Below are 23,573 nucleotides of genomic sequence, written 5' to 3' on the forward strand. Positions count from 1 at the left end.
TGTTCGTCGTCTATCTATTCCTGATGTTCGAGCACGAATAACCACATCCAGCCAACACCAGAAACGCAAAGACCGCCCGATTGGGCGGTCTTTTGTCATCTGCTCCCGGATCTCACCGGCGCCAGTGAAGCGGCTTCCCCTCATCCCCCCCTTCTCCCGCCAGGGGAGAAGGGTGATCAAGGCTTACAGGCTGGGCAGCACCCCGGCCGGGATCAGATCGTTGTAGCTGGAACGGCCCAGCATGGCGGCGGCCGCTTCGATATCCGGCGAAAAATACCTGTCCTTGTCGTAGAAGCTCACCTCTCCCCGCAGCCGTCCCTTGGCCAGCTCGATCAGCTCGGTACTGCGCAGCGGCGCGCGAAAATCGAGCCCCTGTGCCGCCGCCAGCAGTTCGACAGCCAGAATGCCGCGGGTGTTCTCCGCCATGTCTGCCAGCCGACGAGCGGCGAAGGTGGCCATGGAGACGTGATCCTCCTGATTGGCGGAGGTGGGCAGGCTGTCTACCGAGGCAGGATGGGCCAGGCTCTTGTTCTCGGAGGCGAGCGCCGCCGAGGTGACCTGAGCGATCATAAAGCCGGAGTTGACCCCGCCATTGTTGACCAGAAACGCGGGCAAACCGGACATGCGCGAGTCGATCAGCAGCGCCATCCGCCGCTCTGACAGCGAGCCGATTTCGGCGATGGCCAGCGCCAGATTGTCGGCGGCGAAGGCCACCGGCTCGGCGTGGAAGTTGCCGCCAGAGAGGATCTCCTCGTCATCGGCAAACACCAGCGGGTTGTCGGAGACCGCATTGGCCTCGCACACCAGCACCTCGGCGGCGTGGCGGATCTGGGCCAGACAAGCCCCCATCACCTGCGGCTGGCAGCGCAGTGAGTAGGGATCCTGCACCTTCTCGCAGTTGTGATGGGACATGCCGATCTCGCTACCATCCACCAGCAGGTGGCGATAGCAGGCGGCCGCATCGATCTGGCCACGCTGACCGCGCACCGCATGGATGCGGGCATCGAACGGACGGCGGCTGCCAAGGGCGGCCTCCACACTCATGGCGCCGATGGTGATGGCACCGGCAAACAGATCTTCGGCGTGGAACAGCCCTTCCAGCGCGAACGCCGTGCTAGCCTGGGTGCCGTTGAGCAGCGCCAGTCCCTCTTTCGGCGCCAGCGCGATGGGCTCAAGTCCGGCAATTTTCAGGGCCGTGGCGGCGTCGATCAGCTCGCCCTTGTGGCGCGCCTTGCCTTCACCGATCAGCAGGCAGCTCATGTGGGCCAGCGGCGCCAGATCGCCGGAGGCACCGACGGAGCCCTTCTTCGGCACCACCGGATAGACCTCTGCATTGATAAGCCGGATCAGCGCCTCCAGCACCGCCAGCCGGATGCCGGAGAAGCCCCGCGCCAGCGAGTTGAGCTTGAGCACCATCATCAGCCGCACGGTGGCATCATCCATATAGGTGCCAATCCCTGCCGCATGAGAGAGCACGATGGAACGCTGCAATTCGTCCAGTTGCTCCACCGGAATGCGGGTGTTGGCCAACAGGCCAAAGCCGGTGTTGATGCCGTACACCACCCGGTTCTGCTCGATCACCTTGGTGACCACCGCAGCGGAGGCGTGGATCCCCGGCAGGGCGGCCGGATCCAGTGAAATATGTACCGGCTCGCGGCTGACGCGGCGCAGGGTGGCGAGATCCAGCTCACCCGGGGTAATAGTCAATTCAAACATGGTGTTACACCTTTCCTTTGACACCGTTGGCGCCGCCTAACATCGGCAGATCCAGTTTCGCCTCGTGGGCACAGTTGATGGCAATCTCGTAGCCCGCATCCGCATGGCGCATCACGCCGGTGGCCGGATCGTTGCGCAGCACCCGACCCACGCGGCGAGCCGCATCATCGGAGCCGTCGCAGACGATCACCACACCGGAGTGCTGGGAGAAACCCATACCCACCCCGCCGCCGTGGTGCAGCGACACCCAGGTCGCGCCACCGGCGGTATTGAGCAGAGCGTTGAGCAGCGGCCAGTCGGAGACTGCATCGGAGCCATCCATCATCGCCTCGGTCTCGCGGTTCGGGCTCGCCACCGAGCCGGAATCCAAGTGGTCGCGGCCAATGACGATGGGGGCTTTCAACTCGCCGTTTTTCACCATCTCGTTGAAGGCCAGACCGAGCCGCACCCGATCCTTGACCCCGACCCAGCAGATCCGCGCCGGCAGCCCCTGAAACGCGATGCGCTCGCGGGCCATGTCGAGCCAGTTGTGCAGGTGAGGATCGTCGGGGATCAGCTCTTTCACCTTCTGATCTGTCTTGTAGATATCTTCCGGATCGCCGGAGAGCGCCACCCAGCGGAACGGACCGATCCCCTCGCAGAACAGCGGGCGGATATAGGCCGGGACGAAGCCGGGGAAGTCGAAGGCGTTTTTCACCCCCTCCTCCAGCGCCATCTGGCGGATGTTGTTGCCGTAATCCAGCGTAGCGGCGCCGCGGGCTTGCAGGGTCAGCATCGCCTCCACCTGACGGGCCATGGAGCGGCGGGCGGCCAGATTTACCTCCTGCGGGGCGCTCTGTTGCAGCTCGCGCCACTTTGCCACGCTCCAGCCCTGGGGCAGGTAACCGTGGATCGGGTCGTGAGCAGAGGTCTGGTCGGTCACCACGTCCGGCGTGATGCCACGAGCCACCAGCTCGGCGAAGACGTCGGCAGCGTTGCCGAGCAGGCCGACGGAAACCGCAGTGCCGCTGCGTTTAGCTTCCTCGACCATGGCCAGCGCCTCGTCCAGCGTGTGGGCCTTCTTGTCCACATAGCGGGTCTTGAGGCGAAAATCGATGCGGGTCTCGTCGCACTCCACGGCGATCATCGAGAAGCCGGCCATGGTGGCCGCCAGTGGCTGGGCGCCGCCCATGCCGCCGAGACCACCGGTCAGGATCCAGCGCCCCTTGGGTTCGCCGTTGAAGTGCTGGTTGGCCACCGCGAAAAAGGTCTCGTAGGTGCCCTGCACGATCCCCTGAGTGCCGATGTAGATCCAGGAACCGGCGGTCATCTGGCCGTACATCATCAGGCCCTTCTTATCGAGCTCGTTGAAGTGCTCCCAGTTGGCCCAATGCGGTACCAGATTGGAGTTGGCGATCAGCACCCGCGGCGCATCCTTGTGGGTCTGGAACACCCCGACCGGCTTGCCGGATTGCACCAGCAGGGTCTGATCCTCCTCAAGCCGGGTCAGCACCTCGACGATCTTGTCAAAACAGGCCCAGTTGCGGGCGGCGCGGCCGATGCCGCCATAGACCACCAGCGACTGGGGATGCTCGGCCACCTCGGGATCCAAATTGTTCATCAGCATCCGCAGCGGCGCCTCGGTGAGCCAGCTCTTGGCGGTCAGCGAGGTGCCGCGCGGGGCGCGGATCACGCGGTTTGGGTCAGTTCTGGAATCAGTACGGGGATCCTGCTGTTGCACAGACATACACACTCCTTGTTGTATCAATAGGGTGCCCTCGGCGACGTGCGGCCAAAGGGTTAACGGGTCAACAGATGAACCAGTCGCGCGGCCACGCGGGCACTGCGGTTGTCCTGATCCAGCGTAGGGTTAAGCTCGGCCAGATCGGCAAGCCGGAGCTTGCCACTGGCCCGGATATGGGCGATCAGCGGTTCGATCACCGCCAGCTCCACGCCACGGGCGGCGGGAGCGCTCACTCCCGGCATCACGGAGCCGGGCAGCACATCGAGATCGATGGTGAGGTAGAGGTGCTCGCACTGGGCGATAAAGGCATCCAGCCCGCTTAGCAAGGCTGGCAACTCAGTCTGAGTCATCGCCTCGTCTAGCACATGCCACACTCCCAGCGCCTTGGCACGGGCAAACAAGGCCCGGGTATTGGCGGTCTCGGCCACCCCGAGGCAGGCGTAGTGAAACGGCGTGCCCTGAGCGGCGCACTGCTCGGCGATCTGGAAGAAAGGGGTGCCGGAGCTTGCCAGTTCCAGCGTCATCCGCAGATCGAAGTGGGCGTCGAAATTGATGATGCCAACCTTGCCACTACCACCCAGATGACGGTTAAGGCCGCTCCAGCTGCCGAAGGCCACCTCGTGGCCACCCCCCAGCACCAGCGGGAAGTGGCCCAGATCGAGCGCAGTGGCGACCTGCTCGGCAAGACGGCCGTGGGCGGCATCGAGATCGCCATCAGGGCAAACCACATCCCCGCCATCGTAGACGGGGCGATTCAGGTGCCAGGCGGTGTTGGCCAGCAGCTTGCGCACCGCCTGCGGCGCACCGGCGGCACCAATGCGCCCCTTGTTGCGGCGCACCCCTTCGTCACAGGCAAAACCGACCAGCACTACACCGGCCGCCTCTGGTGCCCCGGCAGCCTCTTGTGCCCCGGCAGCCCAGGGCTGCACCTTGTCGTGCCAGCGCAGGGCCAGTTCACCATCTTCCGGATCCTGCCGCCCCTGCCAGAGCGACATATCGACCGTGTTGAACTTATCCATGGAGGCTCTCCTCACCATTGAAGATGCGGCCTGCCAGCTGATCGACGCCGACCAGATAGCTGATTTCAGCGGGATGGGCGCAGTGCCAGATCAGAAAATCTGCCGCCATGCCCACCTTGAGCTGACCAAGGCGTGCCTGCTCGCCGAGCGCTTTGGCGGCGTGGCGGGTCACCCCGACCATCGCCTCCACCGGCGTCAGGCCAAACAGGGTGCAAGCCATGTTCATCGCCATCCGCAGCGAGACGATGGGGGCCGTACCCGGGTTGATGTCGGAAGAGACCGCTATCGGCACGCCCGCCTTGCGCAGGGCAGCGACGGGGGGCAACTTGGTCTCTTTGAGGAAGTAAAAGGCAGTAGGTAGAAGGGTGGCGACCACCCCACGGTGGGCCAGCGCCAGGATCCCTTCCGGATCCAGATACTCCAGATGATCCACCGAGAGGGCGCCAAAGTTAGCGGCCAGAGTGCTGCCCCCCAGATTGGAGAGCTGATCCATGTGCCCTTTCACCGGCAGGCCGTACTGATCCGCAGCCAGATAGACCTGTTCGGTCTGGGCCAGCGAGAAGCCGATGTGCTCGCAGAAGACATCCACCGCATCGGCCAAACCCGCCTCGGCCGCCGCCGGAATGATCTCCTGACAGATGATCTCGACCCAGCTGTCGGGATCGTCGCGATACTCCGGCGGCACCGCATGGGCCGCCAGCAAAGTGGTCTTGACCCGGATCGGCAGCGCCTCTCCCAGTCGGCGGGCCACCCGCAGCATCTTGAGTTCGTCATCCAGCGTCAGGCCATAGCCGGACTTGATCTCCACCGTGGTGACCCCTTCCCGGATCAGGGATTTCACCCTCGGTAGTGCCAGCTCGAACAGCTTCTCCTCGCAGGCCTCACGGGTAGCGCGCACCGTGCTGATGATGCCGCCGCCCCGACGGGCGATCTCGGCGTAGGGCACCCCCTGCTGGCGCAGCTCGAACTCCTCGGCGCGACTGCCGGCAAAGACCAGATGGGTGTGGCAATCGATAAGACCGGGAGTGACCAGCTTGCCCTGCATATCCTGCCAGTGGGCGGGATGGGGCCCCTTCAGCTCGACCATCGGCACCAGTGCATGGATCTTGCCTCCCTTTACGCCGATGGCATGGAGCGGCAACAGGCCGTAGTCGGCCAGTTCGTCATTCAGGGTGGCGGGCGTCACGTTGAGCCAGACCCGCTCGCAGTTCAACAGTTCCTTGTTCATAGCGACCTCAAATGTATATACATATCCTTATAGTCGATCTCTATGATGAAAGAAAGAGCGGAGTTCACATCCTGATAACAGCATCAAACTTAGAGTTTAAGCACAAAAAAGCCCACCAAGAGGTGGGCTTTGAAAAATCGAGCTGTATAGACATTTACTCTAGCTGAGTCTTGGAGCTGAGCTTGTAGCGAGAACCGGGGGAGAGCAAACGGGCGTAGGAGACCAGATGCCCCTCCGACCAGGTGCGCCGGTGCAACAACAGGCAAGGGGAATCTACGCGGATCTGCAACAATCCTGCCTCACCGGCGCTCGGCAACACGGCTTCCACCACGTGCTCCATCTCGGAGAGGGGGCAGACATCCATCAGATAGCGGTTGGGGGTCTGTTGGGTAAAATCCTGCTCGCCATAGCCTGGCAAGCGCCCGGCATCGACGAAGCGCTCCTCCAGTTGCAACGGCTCGCCATCGGCCTGATGGACAATCAGGCTGTGAAAGATTGGGGCGCCAACCCGCAGCCCCAGCTGCACCGCCACCTTCTCGTCGGCGGCCAGCCGCTGCAGCCGGATCACCCGGGCGCTGTACTCGCCGCCGCGCTCGGCGATCTCGTCGGCAATGTTGCGAATGGCCAGCAGCGGCGACTCGGTGCGCCTGTCCGCCACGAAGCTGCCAGAACCGGCGGTACGCACCAGCCACCCTTCCGCCATCAGTTCCCGCAGCGCCCGGTTGACCGTCATCCGGCTCACGGTGAACTGCTCGCACAAGGCCGCTTCGGTCGGGATCCTGTCCCCCGCCTGATAGTGGCGTTCGCGGATCCGATCCAGAATGTGCTGCTTGATCTGCAGATAGAGGGCTGGCGCCACCATGAAGCTCCCTAGCGCCGGCGATGGGGCGGACGCATGTCCGGCCAGGCGCGATAGACGTCGGGGATCTGATCCGGCCCGCTGATGCAGAGATCGAGATCGTGCAGCAAGCCATCCTTGATCCCGTAGATCCAGCCATGCACCGCCAGCTCCTGCCCCTTGCGCCAGGCGTTCTGGATGATGGTGGTGTGGCAGACGTTAGCCACCTGCTCGGCCACGTTCAGCTCGCACAGGTAGTCGAAGCGCTCGTGCTCATCCTCAATAGCTTCAAGCTGCTCGCCATACTTGAAGTAGACATCCTTGATGTTGCGCAGCCAGTTGTCGATGAGACCCAGCTCCTGGTTCTGCATCGCAGCCTTGACGCCGCCGCAACCGTAGTGACCGCAGACGATGATGTGCTTCACCTTGAGCACTTCCACCGCGTATTGCAGCACGGAGAGGCAGTTGAAATCGGTATGCACCACCAGATTAGCGACGTTGCGGTGGACGAAGACATCCCCCGGCAGCAGGCCCATCAGCTGGTTGGCGGGGACCCGGCTGTCGGAGCAGCCGATCCAGAGGTATTCGGGGGCCTGCTGGGCAGAAAGGGTGGCAAAGAAGGCGGGATCTTCGGCCTTGATCCGTTCGGCCCACTCACGGTTGTTGGTAAACAGGTCGTTCAACAGTTTCACTTCTGCTCTCCCTAATGTGGCAGTTGCGGCAACATAACACACCCAAGGGTTATCAGGGCAAGCCTCGATTACCGGCGACAGAAACAAAAACAGGGCCATCAGGCCCTGTTTTCAGCGAGGAAGCATCAGGCTTCCATGGCATCTTTCAGCTTCTTGAGCGCGTTTTTCTCAAGCTGACGCACTCGCTCGGCGGAGACGCCGTAGGTATCGGCCAGCTCCTGCAGGGTGGTCTTGCTGTCATCATCGAGCCAGCGGGCGCGGATGATGTGCTGGCTGCGCTCATCCAGCGTGGCGAGGGCCGAGCTCAGGCGACGGGTCGCGTGATCGTCCCAGTTATCGTTCTCGATGGTCGCGGCCAGATCGGAGGATTTGTCCTCCAGATAGTGAACCGGCGAGAAACCGCCCTCCTCTTCATCATCACCAACCAGATCGAACGCCTGATCGTAGTTGGCCATCCGCCCTTCCATCTCGGTCACGTCAGCAGCAGAGACACCAAGATCGGCAGCCACGGCCTGAACCTCTTCGTGATTCAGCCAGCCCAGACGCTTTTTGGATTTGCGCAGGTTGAAGAAGAGCTTGCGCTGGGCCTTGGTGGTGGCCACCTTGACCATGCGCCAGTTGCGCAGCACATATTCGTGGATTTCGGCCTTGATCCAGTGCACGGCAAAGGAGACCAGACGCACGCCGACCGTCGGGTCGAAGCGCTTGACCGCCTTCATCAGGCCGATGTTGCCTTCCTGTACCAGATCGGCCTGGGGCAGGCCGTAACCGGCATAACTCTTGGCAACATGAACGACAAAGCGCAGGTGCGACATAATCAGCTGACGAGCAGCCTCGAGATCGCCATCCTGCTGCAAACGCTCAGCCAGCTCACGCTCTTCCTCTGCGCTTAGCACCGGAATAGAATTTACTGCCTGGGTATAGCCTTCCAGACTACCTTGCGGAATCAGGGCCATGGTGCGCTGCAATGAAGTTCCCATCTGTTACCTCTTACTTTTCAATCGAATCAGTCTAACACCCTGAGAGGGTCTGTCTACCGACCGGATGCCATTCTGCGGCCTGTATCAAAGATACCGACCCAGTTTAAGACCGGGTTATCTTAGGCCTGCAGGATGAATCATGAATGAACAGTCAAAAAAAGGGGGTCACAATGAAGGACCCCCGAAAAGTAGCATGCTAAGTCCATTGTTGCGGAGCTCGCAACCTTCACATGCTTGCCAAGTCTGACGAGCAAGGCAGAGGGGCCACACTCGTATAAATGCTTCAGCTTTAATAGACTGCTTATAAATCAGAAGGTTCAACGGATCTAGCAAAGATCCGGAAGATCATTGTCATTCAGAATACTCTGACAATGGGGGCCAAGCCAGAAACGGCCCCTCTTTTACTTGATCCGCTTCTCAAAATCCAGTGATTTACTTTGATGATAAATCAATCAAGATGGTTCGATATCGCGAATGTGGCGATGGACCGAAAACCAGGAGGCGATCAACCCCAGCAGGGCACCCAGCAAGATTAGATTGATCCCGTCTACCGCCCCCATACCGACCAACCGGAAGTTACTGTTATACAAACCGGCCAGCTCCTTCACCACCCCTTCACTCCAGATCACCATCACTTCGGTGAGCCACCAGGCCAGCATGCCGCCAATGATGCCAAACCAGATACCGGTATAAAGGAAAGGGCGATGGATGAAGGAATCGGTCGCCCCAATCAGTTTAAGCACCTCAATCTCGGAGCGCTGGTTAAGGATATTAAGGCGCAGGGTGTTGCCGACGATCAGCAGCACGGCGGAGAGCAACAGCACCGCGATACCGGTAATGGTATGGCGTAGCAAGTTCATGATCCCCTGCAGACGGGTCAACCACTGCAGATCCAGCTTGCCTTGCTCGACCCCCACCTCGTTGTTGAGCTTGCCGAGCAACTCGGCGGCCCCTTCCGGGTTCTGCCAGCGCGGATCCGGGATCACGCTCAGCACAGGTGGCAGCGGGTTGCTGTCGAGGTAGTCGAGGGCATCGCCAAAGCCGGAAATCTCGCGAAACTCCCGCAACGCATCGTCCCGGCTCAGATAGGTGACCGAGTCCACTTCGGGGTAGAGCAAAATCCGCTGCTGCAGATCGAGAATGCTCTGCTCCGGCAGATCCTTGCGCAGATAGAGGGAGATCTGGGAGCTGGTCTGCCAGCTCCCCTCCACCACCTCGGCGTTTTTCAGCAGCACATGGAAGCAGGAGGGCAGCGCCAGACTGACCCCCAGTACCGCAAGGGTCATCAGGGAGGCGAGTGGATTGCGCCACAACTCCCCCAGACTGGCAAATGCCTGGCGCACGTGGTCAACCCCATACATCATCAGACGGCGCAGTGGCGGTTGTTTATGTCGAACGATAGCCATCAGAGCTGCTCCCCGGCTGAATACATACGACCCGCCTTGAGGGTCAGGGTGCGGTAACGCATACGGGCAATCAATCCCAGATCGTGAGTGGCGATCAACACCGATACCCCAAAATTGTTGAACTCCTGAAATAACCGCATGATGTCCATGGAAAGCTGGGGATCCAGATTACCGGTCGGTTCATCCGCCAACAGCAGGGGCGGCTTGTTGACGATGGCACGGGCGATACCGACCCGCTGCTGCTCACCGCCGGAGAGCTGGCGTGGCTGGTAACGCTCCTTGCCCAGCAACCCCACCTTGTCCAGCGCCGCTGCGACCCGCTTGTTGATGTCGGCGTGGCTATAGCCATCGATCACCAGCGGCAGTGCCACGTTGTCGAACACGGTGCGATCCATCAGCAGCCGGTGATCCTGAAAGATCATCCCGATCTGGCGACGCACATAGGGGATCTGGCTGCGCTGGATATGGCTGACATCGTCGCCATGAAAGAACACCCGGCCATCGGTCGGACGCTCCATCACGCTGATCAGTTTGAGCAGGGTACTCTTGCCCGCCCCCGAGTGTCCGGTCAGAAAGGCCATCTCTCCCTTCTGCAGGTGAAAGCTGACCTTTTGCAGCGCCTGATGGCCACCGCTGTATACCTTGCTGACCTTATCAAAACGAATCATAACGGTTCCCTGATATTGACCAACCCCGGCCAGGATCGAAGTATGGCGCGCTGGCTCATCGCCGCCGGCACTGGGCCTTGATGAAATGGCTGATACACAGCCAACCATCTTGCCACCTTTGTCGAAACGACATCCAAAAACCCAATAGTGACAAACCCCGACCGAAGTCGGGGTATGGGACACTTACTCATCGCGACCGGACTTATTCATCACGACTGAACAGCGCTTCGATAAAGTCGTTCGCCACAAAGGGGCGCAGATCATCGATCCCCTCACCCACCCCGATATAACGGATCGGGATCTGGAACTTGTCGGCCACCGCGAAGATGACGCCACCCTTGGCTGTACCATCCAGCTTGGTCAGCGTGATCCCGTCCAGACCCACCGCCTCGCTGAACAGCTTGGCCTGGCTCAGGGCGTTCTGGCCGGTGCCTGCATCCAGAGTCAGCATGATCTCGTGGGGCGCCTCTTCATCCAGCTTCTTCATCACCCGCACCACTTTCTTGAGCTCTTCCATCAGGTTGCTCTTGTTCTGCAGGCGACCGGCGGTGTCGGCAATCAGCACATCGGCACCACGGGAGCGGGCGGCCTCGATGGCGTCATAAATGACGGAAGCGGAATCAGCACCGGTATGCTGGGCAATCACAGGAATGTTGTTGCGCTGACCCCATACCTGCAGCTGCTCGACCGCAGCGGCACGGAAGGTGTCACCCGCCGCCAGCATCACGCTCTTGCCTTCCGCCTGGAACTGCTTGGCTAGCTTGCCGATGGTGGTAGTCTTGCCGACCCCGTTCACACCGACCATCAGGATCACGTAAGGCTTCTTGCTGGTATCGATCACCAATGGCTGCTCGACCTTGGCCAGCATGGCCCCCATGTCCTGCTTGAGCAGGCCGTAGAGCGCCTCGGCATCCTTGAGTTGCTTGCGATCAGCATGTTGAATCAGGCCATCGATGATACGACGGGTGGTATCCACGCCAAGATCTGCCGTCAGCAGCTGGGTCTCCAGCTCTTCAAACAGCTCATCATCGATCTTCTTGCCACGGAACAGACCGATAAAACCGGAACCTATGTTCTCCTTGGTGCGAACCAGACTGCGCTTGAGGCGGGCAAAAAAGCCCTCCCGCTGCGGCTTGTCCTGAGTGTCATCATCCACTGCAGCGGCCAGCGGCAGAGCAGCCAGCGCGGCGGCCTCAGCCTCCATCTCGGCTACCAGCCGCAGATCTTCCGCTCGCTGGGCCTCTTTGGCGATACGGGCCTCTTCAGCAGCCTGAGCTTGCGCGGCAATACGGGCAGCTTCGGCGGCCTGCGCTTGTGCGGCAATACGAGCAGCTTCGGCGGCTTGCGCTTCTGCGGCAATACGAGCAGCTTCGGCAGCCTGTGCTTGCGCAGCAATACGAGCGGCTTCGGCAGCCTGCGCTTGCGCGGCAATACGAGCAGCTTCGGCAGCCTGTGCTTGCGCAGCAATACGAGCAGCTTCGGCAGCCTGCGCTTCAGCAGCGATACGGGCAGCTTCGGTAGCTTGCTCTTCAACAGCGATACGAGCGGCTTCGGCAGCACGCTCTTCTTCGGCGATCAGCGCTTCGTTGACAATCACCGGCTCCAGGTCGGAGGCACACTCCTCCACCACCAGCGGGCCATGGTCATCCAGCTCGGTCGGCAGACAGCAATCATCATGCAGAACGCTATGTTGCGCGCTGGCGGGCACTTCTGGTGCAACAGCCGGCGTGGTATCGGGAGCAGGGGTAGTAGCGACCTCGGGCTCAACGGTAACGGGGGTGGCTTGGGGTGTCTGTGGTTGGACAACCTCAGCCTCTTCTTTCTTGCGGCCGAAACCGAGCCAGGAAAACAAACCTTTTGCCATCTAAAAAATACTCACTTCGTTGGCTGACTGCTAAGATAGCCGTCCCTTGGCGGGTCGGAATAAAAATGAACCGCCTTATACTACCACTTTATTTTCTGACGATGAAACGCGATGCCCAGAGTGAAATCCAGCCGTAGCAACCCGAGCCAAAGTCCCGCCCCGCAAGGAAAATCGGGCTTTGTGAGAATCATCAGCGGCCAGTGGCGAGGTCGTAAATTGCCGGTCAAGGATGTGGAGGGGCTCAGACCCACCACGGATCGCGTCAAGGAGACCATCTTTAACTGGCTGGCCCCCCATATCCGCGGTACCCGTTGCCTCGACCTGTTTGCTGGCAGCGGTGGACTGGGGCTGGAGGCGCTGTCACGCTATGCCGAGCAAGTGACCCTGATCGAGATGGACAAAAGTGCCGCCGACCAGATCAAGAAGAATCTGGCCGCACTTGGTAGCAGCCAGGGCCAAGTTATCCAGTCAGATGCAGTGAGCTGGCTGCAAGGCCCTGCCACCCCCTTCGATCTGGTGTTTCTCGATCCGCCGTTTCGCCGCGAGCTGCTGCCGCAAGTTTGCGAGCTGTTGGAGCAGCGCGGCTGGCTGGCACCGGATGCCCTGATCTATCTGGAGCGGGAAAAAGAGATGGCCGATCTGGCGCTGCCTGCTAGCTGGCAGTTGCTCAAAGACAAGCAGGCCGGTCAGGTCTGCTATCAACTCTATCTGCGGGAGGTAAACAATGAAGCGAGTCTTTAATCTGCTGGCGATGGGGCTGGTACTGTTTTTCTGGTTTGGCGTACTGGTGAGCCTGATTGCCCCGCTGCCGGGCAAACTCAACGGCTTTCTGCCAGTCTGCGGCGTGATCGTCGCGCTGCTGCACTGGTTGCAGGCCAGCATGATCAAGGCAGCTTGCAAACGCTACTTCGCGGTCACCAAATCCGAGTTTGTCACTGTGCTGATCTTTGGCGTGTTTGGCATGGTCGACATTCGTCAGCGGCTGCAAGAGATCGTCAACGCCGCCCAACGCGGCAATCTCTCCGGCAAACCATAAAAGAAAAGGGGACGGCGGTAGCCGTCCCCTAGAGTCGTGTCGTCCTGTCCTTAGAACTGCAATGCTCCCTGCAATCCCTGACGTTATCCTAATCCTTTGGAATATCCCCTTTCCAATCCGTTGGCGTGTCCTGCGGCGCTCCTGGCCTGGCAATTCATCCGGAACTGCTTCACTGTCTCCATCCTGGAGGTGTCCGTTACCACATCCTGTGGGGGTTCCTTGCGTCATCCTGACCGATAACCATCCTGGCTATCTCACTTCATCCTGAAGTATTCCTTCTCGCATCCTGCGAGATCCTGTTCATCCTGAAGAACGAGGTTCCGTTCGTTCTGCTCCCATCCCGAGAGTGTCCTGCCGCATCCCGCGGTGTTCCTTTATTCATCCGTGACGATAATCATCCTGACTATCGAGCTCATCCTGAGGTGTCCCTTGTCCACATCCAGCGGACTATTCCATCTTTATGCGCTGCCCTGCATCCTGCCGGACCAGCTCCGTCCTTGTGAGACCCATAGTAAGGAAATGTGCGGCTCGAACAAGAGCCACTCTCCGAGAAAGATCTGATGGCGATCCCATTCCCAAAAATGAACTTAAAAACTAAGGCTTTAAAATCAGTATCTTATTTAGTTTCACGGGAAAGCTCGATCATTCTGGCATGGCTTCACGTACGGCTTGACGCGCCAGCCTCTTACAGTAGCTATGGCAGATCTCTTACACGGCTTTCACCCCCAAAAACGGGGCAGGAAAACGGTTCAATCCTGTCGTTAAGACTTAAAAATTAGTTGAATAAATATGCTTAAAAAAACAGCAAAAAAAAGAGCCGAGACCAGGCTCGACTCTTCAACATTGCCATTTTTTAATCAGCTCAAGCGGTTGGCCGGATTGAGATAGGCCTTGCGCAGCGATTCCGGCGCCAGCACCTCCAGTTCACCGCTGATGTTGTTCAACCAGCTGCGAAACTCCGGGGTGTCTTGCACTTCTGTCTCGACCACCACGCTGCGCTTGTCATAGCGAGTCATGCGCGGATTGTTGCCGGGGATCTGGTTATCCACCAGCGACTGGCTGTTGGCATCGATCCGACCGACGAAGCGGATCGGGCCACTCACGTCCTGATAGCCCTGATCGCGGATCAGCCTTTGGATATTGAAATCCTTCGGCTGGGTGGCGCTGAAGTTGGTCAGCTCCACATTCTTGATATGGTCAAACGGGATGCCGTATACCTTGGGATCCAGCTCGGACAGGGTGCAGAGCAGGATCGGGCCATCCGGCTGATTGAGAATGCCGAGCGGGTTGATCCGGTCATAGCAGAGCCACACGGTGCGCTCTTTGATCACGCGCTGGATCTCGGCGCTGAACTTACGGCCACGCCAGAGCGCATCGCGGATCAGGGTGCTACGGCGGATCTCCGGGTTGCCGGCAAACGGGCGCGGCGACTGGTGGACACTCTCCAGCCAGCGCTCGGCCAGTTCACTCTGGCTGTCGCGGATCACCTGGCTCGCCTTGTCGACCAGCGGGTTCAATTCGGTCAGTACACTCGCAGGCAACAGTTGGCTCGCCTGATCACTCCAGGTTTTCAGGGCCACCGCCAGCGAGAGCGGCATGATATTGGCAAAGTCGTTGAGGCCGTGGCGCTCGAAGCACCAGCCATGGGGTTTGCTGCGCTCGTCCGAGGTGAGGTCGAACAGTCCCATGCCGGACATCTCCTCCAGGTCCCGCTGCACGGTACGCAGACTGACGTGGATACCTTCCTCTTCCAGTTTTACCTGGAGTTGGCTGGCGGTCAGCTTGTAAGGGCGGTGCGGGATGCAACGCGCCAAGGTCAGTTGTCGTAACAGCTTCTTACTCATGGTGCATGCCTTCACTGGTTTAGCGTTGACTGTATGCTAGTCGTGACTTGCGACAGTCTATGTCGCAAGTTTTGCTGCGACAACTGTCGCCATTTTCATACAAACGTCGATATGTAATTGATTTTACATCACAAAAAAGAACAAATCGGGGTCAACACAGGCTTAAATTAGCAAGAAAAGCATCAAATTAAAGTTCTACACGCCACTCCAATGGCAGTTAAACATTCCATGAATAAATAATTAATCAGAATATTATCTCGAAAGAGGGAGACTAGCCTCCCCCTCCCCTGTTTACATCAGCCACGACCAGGCCGACTTGGTGATAGCCGCACCGATCATGTATCCGAACACCGCCAGCGCCGCCACACCGGCCACCAGCTTCTGACCGCGGGCCGGGCGCTTGAGTGCCATCACACCCAGACCGATATAGATCACCAGTGCAATCAGCTTGGCCATCAGCCAGGGCTGCTGGCCCGGGCTCAGCTGCAAGGTCACCGCCAGCAGCACGCCAAACAGCAGCAGCAAGGTGTCGTTGATATGGGGCAGGATCTTCAGCCACTTCTGCTGCAACCGATCGCTGCCGGCCAGCGCCAGACTCCAGCGATAGATAAAGAGCAGCAGACTGACCAGCGCCAGCGTCATATGCAGGTGTTTGAACATGGGGTAATAGGCAATCATTTTGCTTCCTTGTCGTCGTCGGGTAGCCCGCTGTTCCAGTTGTGGGCATGGATACGCTCCTGCCCCTCCTCGTCGTCTTGCAACAGATCGGAGAGGATCTCCCGGTATTGCAGGCTCTTGTTGATATAAGTGTGTTCGTCGTCCAGATAGTTGACCTGCTCGCGCAACAGCCAGTTATCGTGCTGCTTGAAGGTCTGCCCCGCCCGCCAGGCCTGGTTGGCCCTAAACCCAAGCTGGGTCAGGGCTTCCACCCCCAGATCGACCGCAGAGCCCAGGGTTTCCCGGTGCACGCTCTCGACCCCGTGCCGCAGGATCTCGTGGGCATGGGGTCGATCCAACGCTCGCGCCAGGATCTTCAGGTGCGGGAAGTGCTTCTGCACCATCTCGATCACCGCCAGCGAGGTGGCCGGATCGTTGATGGAGAGCACCAGCAGCTTCGCCTTGTGCGCCCCGGCTGCATGGAGCAGATCGATCCGGGTGGCATCGCCATAAAAGACCTGATAGCCATACTTGCGCAGGGTCTCTATCTGGCTGGCATCCTGCTCGAGGATGGTGGTACCGATGCCGTGACCATGCAGCAGACGCCCCACGATCTGGCCGAAGCGGCCGAAGCCCGCGATGATCACCGGATGCTCCACCAGCTCCGGCTGCTCATGCTGCGGCGCGTCGCTCTGGTTACGGTAATCGAACCAAGGCTGGATCACCCGGTCGTTGAGGATCAGCAGCAGCGGGGTGAGCGCCATCGAGAGCGCCACCACCAGCGTCAGCAGCGAGATGGTCTCGCCGGGCAGCACCCGGTTCTGGGCGGCAAACGAGAAGAGCACGAAGGCAAACTCACCGCCCTGTGCGAGCGCCAGCGCGAAGGTCCAGCGTTGACTCGGCGAGATGCGGATGATGAAACCGAGTGCCATCAACACCAGCCATTTGAGCACCATCAGGCCAACCACCAGAGTGGGTATCAGGAAGGGGTGTTCGGCAAACAGCCCGAAGTCGATCCCCGCCCCCACCGACATAAAGAACAGGCCGAGCAGCAGCCCCTTGAACGGCTCTATGTCCGCTTCCAGCTCATGGCGATATTCGCTGTCGGCCAGCACCACACCGGCGAGGAAGGAGCCAAGTGCAGGCGAAAGCCCCACCGACTCCATCAGCACAGCGATAGCGATCACCAGCAGCAGGGCGGCGGCGACGAAGATCTCCCGCATATGGGACTGGGCGATGGCACGAAACACCGGCCGCATCAGATAGTGGCCACCCAGCACGATGCCGGAGATGGCCGCGACCACCAGCAGACCATGCTGCCAACCTGCCAGCTCGGCGCTGCCATTGCTGGCCACCGGCGCGATAGCCAGCAGCGGCAACAGCGCCAAGATCGGAATGACCGCAATATCCTGAAACAGCAGCACCGCAAAGGCGGAGCGACCACTCTCGCTCAGCATCAGCTTGCGCTCCTGCAGGCTCTGCAGCACGATGGCGGTGGAGGAGAGCGCCAGGATCAGGCCGATGGCCAGCCCCTGTTGCAGCGGCAGACCGATCAGGTGCGCTACGCCGGTCAGCGCCGCCGTGGTGAGCAGCACCTGCAGGCCGCCGGTGCCGAGGATCGGCCCCTTCAGCTGCCACAAGAGGGCCGGACGCAACTCCAGCCCGACCAGAAACAGCATCAGCACCACACCAAACTCGGCGAAGTGCATCACATCCTTCTGCTCACCTACCAGCCCCAGCAGAAAGGGGCCGATAATGATCCCCGCCAGCAGATAGCCGAGCACCGAGCCCAGCCCCCAGCGTTTGGCCAGTGGTACCGCGATGACGGCGGCAGAGAGGTAGATAAAGGCATCAAACAGGATCCCGTGGCCCATCAGTCAGCCCTCCGTGTGAACGTCTGATCCGGCTTATAAGCTCGGCCAACAAGCTGCCCGTGTTTCATCAGAGTACCTCCAGCAAGTCGCGTAGATAAGGACGCCCGGCCAACTGATCCGGGGTCAGCTGATCGTCACGCAGGGCGCACAGCAGCTGGCGATAATCCTGACCACAGCGGCGCAGGGCGGCGGGATCCTTGATCTTGTGAAAGGAGTGCAGCACGAAGGGGGGCAGCCAGTTCATGCCGCATAATCTGGCAGCCTGTTGAAATGGCAGCAAAAAATCGAGCAGCGGTCGGCTGTTGTAACCCTCGCTGCAGTAGGACTCCGGTGCCCCGCCGGTGGTGATGGCGCTCAGCCACTGCTTGCCCTTGAGGGCGTGGGCTTCGGGGCCGTAGGCGTAGCCATACTCCAGCACCAGATCCATCCACTCTTTCATGATGGCCGGGCAGGAGTACCAGTAAAACGGGTGCTGAAAGACGATGATGTCGTGCTCCGACAGCAGCGCCTGCTCCCGCTTCACATCGATGAACATGTCGGGATAGTGCTGGTAGAGGTCGTGAACCGTGACCCCCTCCAGCCCCTCAATCGCCTGCAGCAGCTGCTTGTTGGCCCGCGAGCTCTGCAGAGCGGGATGGGAAAAAATAACCAGAATGCGTTTCATGACCACATCACCCGAACAAAGCCTTGCTGCGCAAGGCGCGGTAAACAGAAAAGGGGTGTCTAAGGAGCTGCATCGTAAAGGTGCACAGGAAAGCGACCTTATCAGGAAGCGCCATAGCCTGCCAACTCGGGGATCAACTCCCGCAGCGCCGGATTCAACGTCTGGTGGGCGGGATAGCAGAGCCCGATCCGGCGAAACATCCGCGGCCCGCTCACTGGCAGGGTACAGAGCCCCGCCTCATCCTCCACCAGCCCGTCCGGCAGAAAACTGATGCCAACCCCCGCCAGCACCAGCGCCATCACCAGCCCCTTGCTCTGCGCCTTGGCCACCAGATTGAGGGTAAGGCGGTCACAGGCCAACAGGCCGATGGTCTGCTGATGGGCTTCGCAGGGCGGGCACTCAATAAAATCATAATGTTGCAGCTCGGCCAGCTCGATCCTTTCGCGACTCGCCAGGGGATGATCAACCGGCACGCAGAGCACGTAATCCTCCTCCCATAGCGGCAGGAAGATCTCGTCCTCCCGCCGCAAGGCATCCAGCGTCAAACGGCAGTCGGCGGGCGTGGTGTAGTCGGAGAGGGTCAGATCCAGCTGCGGCAACACGCTCTGTACTTGCTGCAGCAGCCCGGCCACCCGGCGGCGACTCAAGTCCGGCATGATGGCGATATTGAGCCGCGCACGCGTCGCTTTCTGGCGAAACAGCTCCGGCAGACGGCGCGCCTCCTCCACCAGCTTGACCGCGTGGGGATAGAGATAGTGAGCCGGGTCTTTCGCCACCACCCCCTTCTTGCCCCGGACAAACAGGCTGTCACCGAGCGCCTCTTCCAGCTGGCGCAGCCCCGCCGAGAGGGAAGGCTGGCTAACGTGGCAGCGTTCGGCGGCCACCGTGATGTTCTTCTCTTCATAGATGGCGATGAAGAAACGCAGCAATCTCAGATCCAGCATAAGCCCAACCATAGTTTTTTCAGATGATAACCAGCGGAAAACAATATTTATCACTTATAGATGCAGTGACTATAGTGATTGGGTTCCGTGCTGGCCAGCCACCTGTTTGCTCAAACCGACTCTTGAATCAGAAGGAAAGACCCATGTCCAAATCTCTCGTCGTGATCACCGGCGCCTCCGCTGGGATCGGTGCCGCCATCGCCCGAGCCTTCTCTGCTGCCGGTCATCCGCTGCTGCTGCTGGCCCGTCGGGTCGAGCCGATGCAGGCTCTGAACCTGCCCAATACCCTCTGCATCGGGGTCGATGTAACCGACACCGCCGCCATGAAGGCCGCCGTCCAGCAAGCGGAAGCCAAATTTGGCCCGGTGGGCTGCATGGTCAACAACGCCGGCGTCATGCTGCTGGGTCAGGCCGATGTGCAGGATCCCGCCGAGTGGCAGCAGATGCTCAACATCAACGTGATGGGGGTGCTGAACGGCGTCCATGCGGTACTGGCGGGCATGAAGGAGCGCCGCAGCGGCACCATCATCAACATCAGCTCCATCGCCGGTCGCAAGACCTTCCCGAACCATGCCGCCTACTGCGCCACCAAGTTCGCCGTGCACGCCCTGACCGAGAACATCCGGGAAGAGGTGGCCGATGTCGGCGTGCGGATGGTGACCATTGCCCCGGGTGCGGTCGAGACCGAACTGCTCAGCCATACCACTGACGAGAACATCAAGGCCGGTTACCACGACTGGAAAGATCAGATGGGCGGCGTCATTGCGCCAGAAGTGATCGCCGATGCCGTGCTCTACGCCTGGAACCAGCCTGCCAACGTCTGCGTGCGCGAGATCGTGCTGGCAGCCACCCGTCAGCAACCTTAATCTGCGCTAACTGACACCATGGGGAGGGCTTGACCCTCCCCCGGGGCACAGGGTTACCATGTGCCTCTTGTTCTTTTCGAGTCATTCCATGGTACTCACCCGTCGCCAACTTGCTCACGCCCGTCGCTGGCTCCCCTTGTGGAGTCTGGTGCTGGTGTTGATGTCGTTTGGCAGCCGGGCCGCAACCGACCTCTGCACCCTGACCCCTCACTGCAGCCAAAGCGAGCGTACTCTGGAAAAAGCGATGCCCTGCGGCAGCTTTACCACCGCCCTCTCGATGACGCTGGTAAGCAGCGACAGCCTGACGGTCGCCGTGCTGGAACCGGATACCCCCGATTTTTCTTCCCCCTCTCTCTATATGCCGGACGCCCCGCGCGAGCGGCTCGAACGTCCCCCTCGCCCCCAGATCTGAAAGCCATCCCATATCGGGCATCTTTTCTTTAAATCTGAGGTGAGTGATGTACAAACCCCTGTTACTGGCCATGCTGGTCGGTACCGTCAGCTTTTCGGCCCTCGCGGCCGAGAAGATGACCGTCTACAAATCCAAATATTGTGGCTGCTGCCAAAGCTGGAACGAGCACATGGAACAGAATGGCTTCGAACTGGAAGTCATCGAAACCGAACAGCTCGGCGCAGTGAAGCAGCAATACGGTATCGCGCCGGAACTGGCCTCTTGCCATACCGGTATCGTAAATGGCTATGTGATCGAGGGGCATGTACCGGCCGCCGATGTGCAGAAGCTGCTCAGGGAAAAACCGGCAATCCGTGGCCTGACCATTCCGGGCATGCCCCAGAGTGCGCCGGGCATGGATATTCCGGGCCATCCCTATGAGGTACTGAGTATCAGCAACGAGGGCGCGACCAACCGCTGGTCGAGCTACCCCGGCTGACGAAAACTGGTCATGAGAGGGCACTCCCATATCATGTGAGGCACACCTGAACGGACTTTTGCCGCTCATGGCCAGAAAGAGAGCCGCTATCGCGAGATAGCGGCTTTTTTTGATTACATTTCTTGCAATAACAAGGGATTGCTTGCAACCACCGGCAACAAGGGGCAGATTTAACGCCAATTCATGGAGCCGATGCTCAGGTCAACCAACCCTTTCCAGCGCCAAGGATGCGACATGTTTACCTTTTCCCGAGGAGTTCTGCTGCTAGCCTTTCTGACAGTTCTCCCCCCCACTTATGCCAATGAAGAGCCCGCCATGCTGACAAGCGAACATCCAATCCAGCCGCCCGTGGCCGCCAAACATCCCCACACCCTGAAAAAGCACGGGGATACCCGCACCGACAACTACTACTGGCTGCGCGACGACCAGCGTCAGGCGCCGGAAGTATTGCAATACCTTGAGGCCGAGAACGCCTACACCGAGGCCATGCTCAAACCGACCCAGCCATTGCGCGAACAGCTTTACAAGGAGATGGTCGCCCGCATTCCCCAGCAGGATGAGTCGGTGCCCTATGTGAAGAACGGCTACCGCTACCAGACCCGCTATGAGCCGGGCAAGGAGTACGGTATCTACTCCCGCACCAAGCTCGGTGAAGAGCAGGCTAGCCTGCTGCTCGACAGCAACCTGCGGGCTGAAGGGCACGAGTTCTACGCCCTCGGCGCCCTTGAGGTGAGCCGCAACAACCGCTGGCTGGCAGTGGCGGAAGATCTCCTCTCCCGTCGTCAATACCAGATCCAGTTCCTCGATCTGGAGAGCGGCCAGTGGGCCACCGACAAGCTGGAAAACACCTCCGGCAATCTGGTGTGGGCCAACGATAACAAGACCGTCTTCTACGTGCGCAAGCACCCGCAGACCCTGCTGCCCTATCAGGTCTATCGCCACGAGCTTGGCAGCGATCCGGCCAAGGATCAGCTGGTCTACGAGGAGAAGGATGACTCCTTCTACGTCAGCCTCTACGCCACCACCTCGGAAGATTTCATCGTCATCGCCCTCTCCAGCACCACCACCGGCGAAGTGCGGCTGATCGATGCCAACGTGCCGAGTCAGCGGCCACGGCTGTTTCTGCCCCGTCAGGTGGATCACGAATACAGCCTGGATCACTACCGTGGCCGCTTCTATGTCCGCTCCAACAAGGACGGCAAGAACTTCGGCCTCTATGAGACCAAAGAGAGCCCGGTCGATCGCTGGAAGGCGGTCATTGCCCCCAATCCGGACGTGCTGCTCGAAAGCTACGCCCTGTTCAAGGATTGGCTGGTTCTGGAAGAGCGCAGCAAGGGGCTGACCCGACTGCGCCAGATCAACTGGCAGAGCGGTGACGAGAAGGAGATTGCCTTCGACGACCCTGCCTATGTCACCTGGCTCGCCTACAACCCCGAGCCCGATACCAGCACCCTGCGCTACGGCTACTCCTCCATGACCACCCCCTCATCCACCTATGAGCTGGATATGACGAGCGGCAAGCGCACCCTGCTCAAGCAGCAGCCGGTGGCAGGCTTCAAGGCCGATCAGTACGCCAGCGAGCGGCTCTGGGTCACCGCCCGTGACGGCGTATCGGTGCCGGTGTCGCTGGTCTATCGCAAGGACAAGTTCAAGAAAGAGCAGGCCGATGCGCCCAAGAATCCGCTGCTGGTCTATGGCTACGGCTCCTACGGCGCCAGCATGGACCCCGACTTCAGCAGCTCGCGACTGAGCCTGCTGGACCGCGGCTTCGTCTACGCCATCGCCCATATCCGCGGTGGCGAAGAGTTGGGCCGTCACTGGTACGAAGATGGCAAACTGCTGAAAAAACAGAACACCTTTAATGATTTCATTGATGTCACCGAAGCGCTGGTCGCCCAGGGTTATGGCGCCAAAGAGCAGGTCTACGCCATGGGCGGCAGTGCCGGTGGTCTGCTGATGGGGGCCGTCATCAATCAGGCGCCCCAGCTCTATCGCGGCGTGGTAGCGCAGGTGCCGTTCGTCGATGTGGTCACCACCATGCTGGACGAGTCGATTCCCCTCACCACCGGGGAGTATGACGAGTGGGGCAATCCGAACCAGAAGCGCTACTACGACTACATGAAGGCTTATAGCCCCTACGATCAGGTGAAGGCGCAAGCCTACCCCAACCTGCTGGTCACCACCGGGCTGCACGACTCGCAAGTGCAGTATTGGGAGCCCGCCAAGTGGGTCGCCAAGCTGCGCGAGCTGAAGACGGATGATAACAAGTTGTTACTCAATACCGACATGGACGCCGGCCACGGCGGCAAGTCGGGCCGCTTCAAAGCCTACGAAGATATCGCGCTGGAATACGCCTTTATCCTGGATCTGGCCACCCCGGCCAACTGATCCATCATGACTCCGGCCCTTGCCATGCAAGGGCCGCATAAGACTCTCCCCATACGTTCCGCGCCCTGCCCGCAAAATTAATCCAGGATCAAGAAATTGATGATCGACATCAAACTTTTCGATATTTAACGCTGCCTTTTTGCCGTTTTGTTTGATTTATGTTGGCGTAATGTGCTTAATCGAAGTCGTTATCGCTTTTTATTTGGCCCCTCAGGGGCCAAATTATCTTCTGCTGGCAGGACGCCGGTTATCTCACCGCAGGATGATGGTGGCTTT

At 60.0% G+C, this 23,573-nt stretch carries 21 protein-coding genes; 6 read left to right on the forward strand and 15 right to left on the reverse strand.

All coding sequences use genetic code 11. The annotated features are described in order from the left end of the window. Positions 1–183 precede the first annotated feature (183 nt). The 10 genes from hutH to ftsY all read right to left on the reverse strand — a co-directional run bounded on the left by hutH (position 184) and on the right by ftsY (position 12,134). Complete coding sequence (gene hutH, locus BN1135_RS06310; protein WP_042019693.1) at positions 184–1,716, reverse strand: histidine ammonia-lyase; 1,533 nt, start codon at positions 1,714–1,716, stop codon at positions 184–186. A gap of 4 nt (positions 1,717–1,720) precedes the next feature. Then, positions 1,721–3,442, reverse strand: a complete 1,722-nt coding sequence (gene hutU, locus BN1135_RS06315; protein ID WP_042019694.1) for a urocanate hydratase — start codon at positions 3,440–3,442, stop codon at positions 1,721–1,723. A gap of 53 nt (positions 3,443–3,495) precedes the next feature. Continuing rightward, on the reverse strand, positions 3,496–4,458 hold the full coding sequence (gene hutG / locus BN1135_RS06320; protein WP_042019696.1) for a formimidoylglutamase: 963 nt from the start codon (positions 4,456–4,458) through the stop codon (positions 3,496–3,498). After that, the gene (gene hutI / locus BN1135_RS06325) at positions 4,451–5,686 is read right to left on the reverse strand and encodes an imidazolonepropionase (RefSeq protein WP_042019697.1); all 1,236 of its coding nucleotides are present in this window, start codon (positions 5,684–5,686) and stop codon (positions 4,451–4,453) included. The genes hutG and hutI overlap by 8 nt, the downstream gene beginning before the upstream one ends. Before the next feature lie 154 nt (positions 5,687–5,840). Next, the gene (gene hutC, locus BN1135_RS06330) at positions 5,841–6,545 is read right to left on the reverse strand and encodes a histidine utilization repressor (RefSeq protein WP_042019768.1); all 705 of its coding nucleotides are present in this window, start codon (positions 6,543–6,545) and stop codon (positions 5,841–5,843) included. Positions 6,546–6,556: 11 nt separating this feature from the next. Continuing rightward, positions 6,557–7,216, reverse strand: coding sequence for a carbonate dehydratase (gene can / locus BN1135_RS06335; RefSeq protein ID WP_042019698.1), 660 nt, complete (start codon positions 7,214–7,216; stop codon positions 6,557–6,559). Positions 7,217–7,341: 125 nt separating this feature from the next. After that, positions 7,342–8,196 carry an RNA polymerase sigma factor RpoH gene (gene rpoH / locus BN1135_RS06340; RefSeq protein ID WP_042019699.1) on the reverse strand — a complete coding sequence of 285 codons (855 nt, stop codon included), beginning with the start codon at positions 8,194–8,196 and terminating at the stop codon, positions 7,342–7,344. Between the two features lie 452 nt (positions 8,197–8,648). Then, entirely contained in the window at positions 8,649–9,602 is a 954-nt protein-coding gene (gene ftsX, locus BN1135_RS06345; RefSeq protein WP_042019701.1) for a permease-like cell division protein FtsX, read from the reverse strand. Further along, the gene (ftsE, locus tag BN1135_RS06350) at positions 9,602–10,270 is read right to left on the reverse strand and encodes a cell division ATP-binding protein FtsE (RefSeq protein ID WP_042019703.1); all 669 of its coding nucleotides are present in this window, start codon (positions 10,268–10,270) and stop codon (positions 9,602–9,604) included. Before ftsE ends, ftsX begins: the two co-directional genes overlap by 1 nt. A 202-nt stretch (positions 10,271–10,472) precedes the next feature. Beyond that, positions 10,473–12,134, reverse strand: a complete 1,662-nt coding sequence (ftsY, locus tag BN1135_RS06355) for a signal recognition particle-docking protein FtsY (RefSeq protein ID WP_042019705.1) — start codon at positions 12,132–12,134, stop codon at positions 10,473–10,475. Positions 12,135–12,245: 111 nt separating this feature from the next. Here ftsY and rsmD point away from each other — a divergent pair, with 111 nt between their 5' ends. Further along, positions 12,246–12,875: a 16S rRNA (guanine(966)-N(2))-methyltransferase RsmD gene (rsmD, locus tag BN1135_RS06360; RefSeq protein ID WP_042019706.1), complete on the forward strand. Its 630-nt coding sequence runs from the start codon at positions 12,246–12,248 to the stop codon at positions 12,873–12,875. Beyond that, a complete protein-coding gene (locus BN1135_RS06365) occupies positions 12,859–13,170 on the forward strand; it encodes a DUF1145 domain-containing protein (RefSeq protein WP_042019708.1) in 312 nt (103 codons plus the stop codon). Before rsmD ends, BN1135_RS06365 begins: the two co-directional genes overlap by 17 nt. A gap of 857 nt (positions 13,171–14,027) precedes the next feature. On the opposite strand, the gene BN1135_RS06370 is transcribed toward BN1135_RS06365, so the two are convergent. From BN1135_RS06370 to BN1135_RS06390, 5 genes are all read right to left on the reverse strand, one after another. Continuing rightward, complete coding sequence (locus BN1135_RS06370; RefSeq protein ID WP_042019711.1) at positions 14,028–15,014, reverse strand: helix-turn-helix transcriptional regulator; 987 nt, start codon at positions 15,012–15,014, stop codon at positions 14,028–14,030. A 291-nt stretch (positions 15,015–15,305) separates the two neighbouring features. Continuing rightward, entirely contained in the window at positions 15,306–15,692 is a 387-nt protein-coding gene (locus BN1135_RS06375; RefSeq protein WP_042019713.1) for a SirB2 family protein, read from the reverse strand. Then, positions 15,689–17,545: a monovalent cation:proton antiporter-2 (CPA2) family protein gene (locus tag BN1135_RS06380; protein WP_042019714.1), complete on the reverse strand. Its 1,857-nt coding sequence runs from the start codon at positions 17,543–17,545 to the stop codon at positions 15,689–15,691. The genes BN1135_RS06375 and BN1135_RS06380 overlap by 4 nt, the downstream gene beginning before the upstream one ends. Positions 17,546–17,612: 67 nt before the next feature. Beyond that, positions 17,613–18,209 (reverse strand): glutathione-regulated potassium-efflux system oxidoreductase KefF, encoded by a 597-nt coding sequence (gene kefF / locus BN1135_RS06385; protein WP_042019716.1) that lies wholly within the window; start codon positions 18,207–18,209, stop codon positions 17,613–17,615. A 101-nt stretch (positions 18,210–18,310) separates the two neighbouring features. Next, positions 18,311–19,153 (reverse strand): LysR family transcriptional regulator, encoded by an 843-nt coding sequence (locus BN1135_RS06390; protein ID WP_042019718.1) that lies wholly within the window; start codon positions 19,151–19,153, stop codon positions 18,311–18,313. Positions 19,154–19,296: 143 nt separating this feature from the next. Here BN1135_RS06390 and BN1135_RS06395 point away from each other — a divergent pair, with 143 nt between their 5' ends. The 4 genes from BN1135_RS06395 (at position 19,297) to BN1135_RS06410 (ending at position 23,297) form a co-directional block, all read left to right on the forward strand. Then, positions 19,297–20,019, forward strand: coding sequence for an SDR family oxidoreductase (locus BN1135_RS06395; protein WP_042019720.1), 723 nt, complete (start codon positions 19,297–19,299; stop codon positions 20,017–20,019). Positions 20,020–20,107: 88 nt separating this feature from the next. After that, complete coding sequence (locus BN1135_RS06400; RefSeq protein WP_042019723.1) at positions 20,108–20,431, forward strand: hypothetical protein; 324 nt, start codon at positions 20,108–20,110, stop codon at positions 20,429–20,431. Positions 20,432–20,477: 46 nt separating this feature from the next. Beyond that, positions 20,478–20,909 (forward strand): DUF411 domain-containing protein, encoded by a 432-nt coding sequence (locus tag BN1135_RS06405; RefSeq protein WP_042019725.1) that lies wholly within the window; start codon positions 20,478–20,480, stop codon positions 20,907–20,909. 234 nt (positions 20,910–21,143) lie between these two features. Further along, on the forward strand, positions 21,144–23,297 hold the full coding sequence (locus BN1135_RS06410) for a S9 family peptidase (protein WP_042019727.1): 2,154 nt from the start codon (positions 21,144–21,146) through the stop codon (positions 23,295–23,297). The last annotated feature ends 276 nt before the right edge of the window (positions 23,298–23,573 follow it).

It is taken from the genome of Aeromonas sobria (genome assembly GCF_000820145.1).
GTDB classification, from domain to species: Bacteria; Pseudomonadota; Gammaproteobacteria; order Enterobacterales; family Aeromonadaceae; genus Aeromonas; species Aeromonas sobria.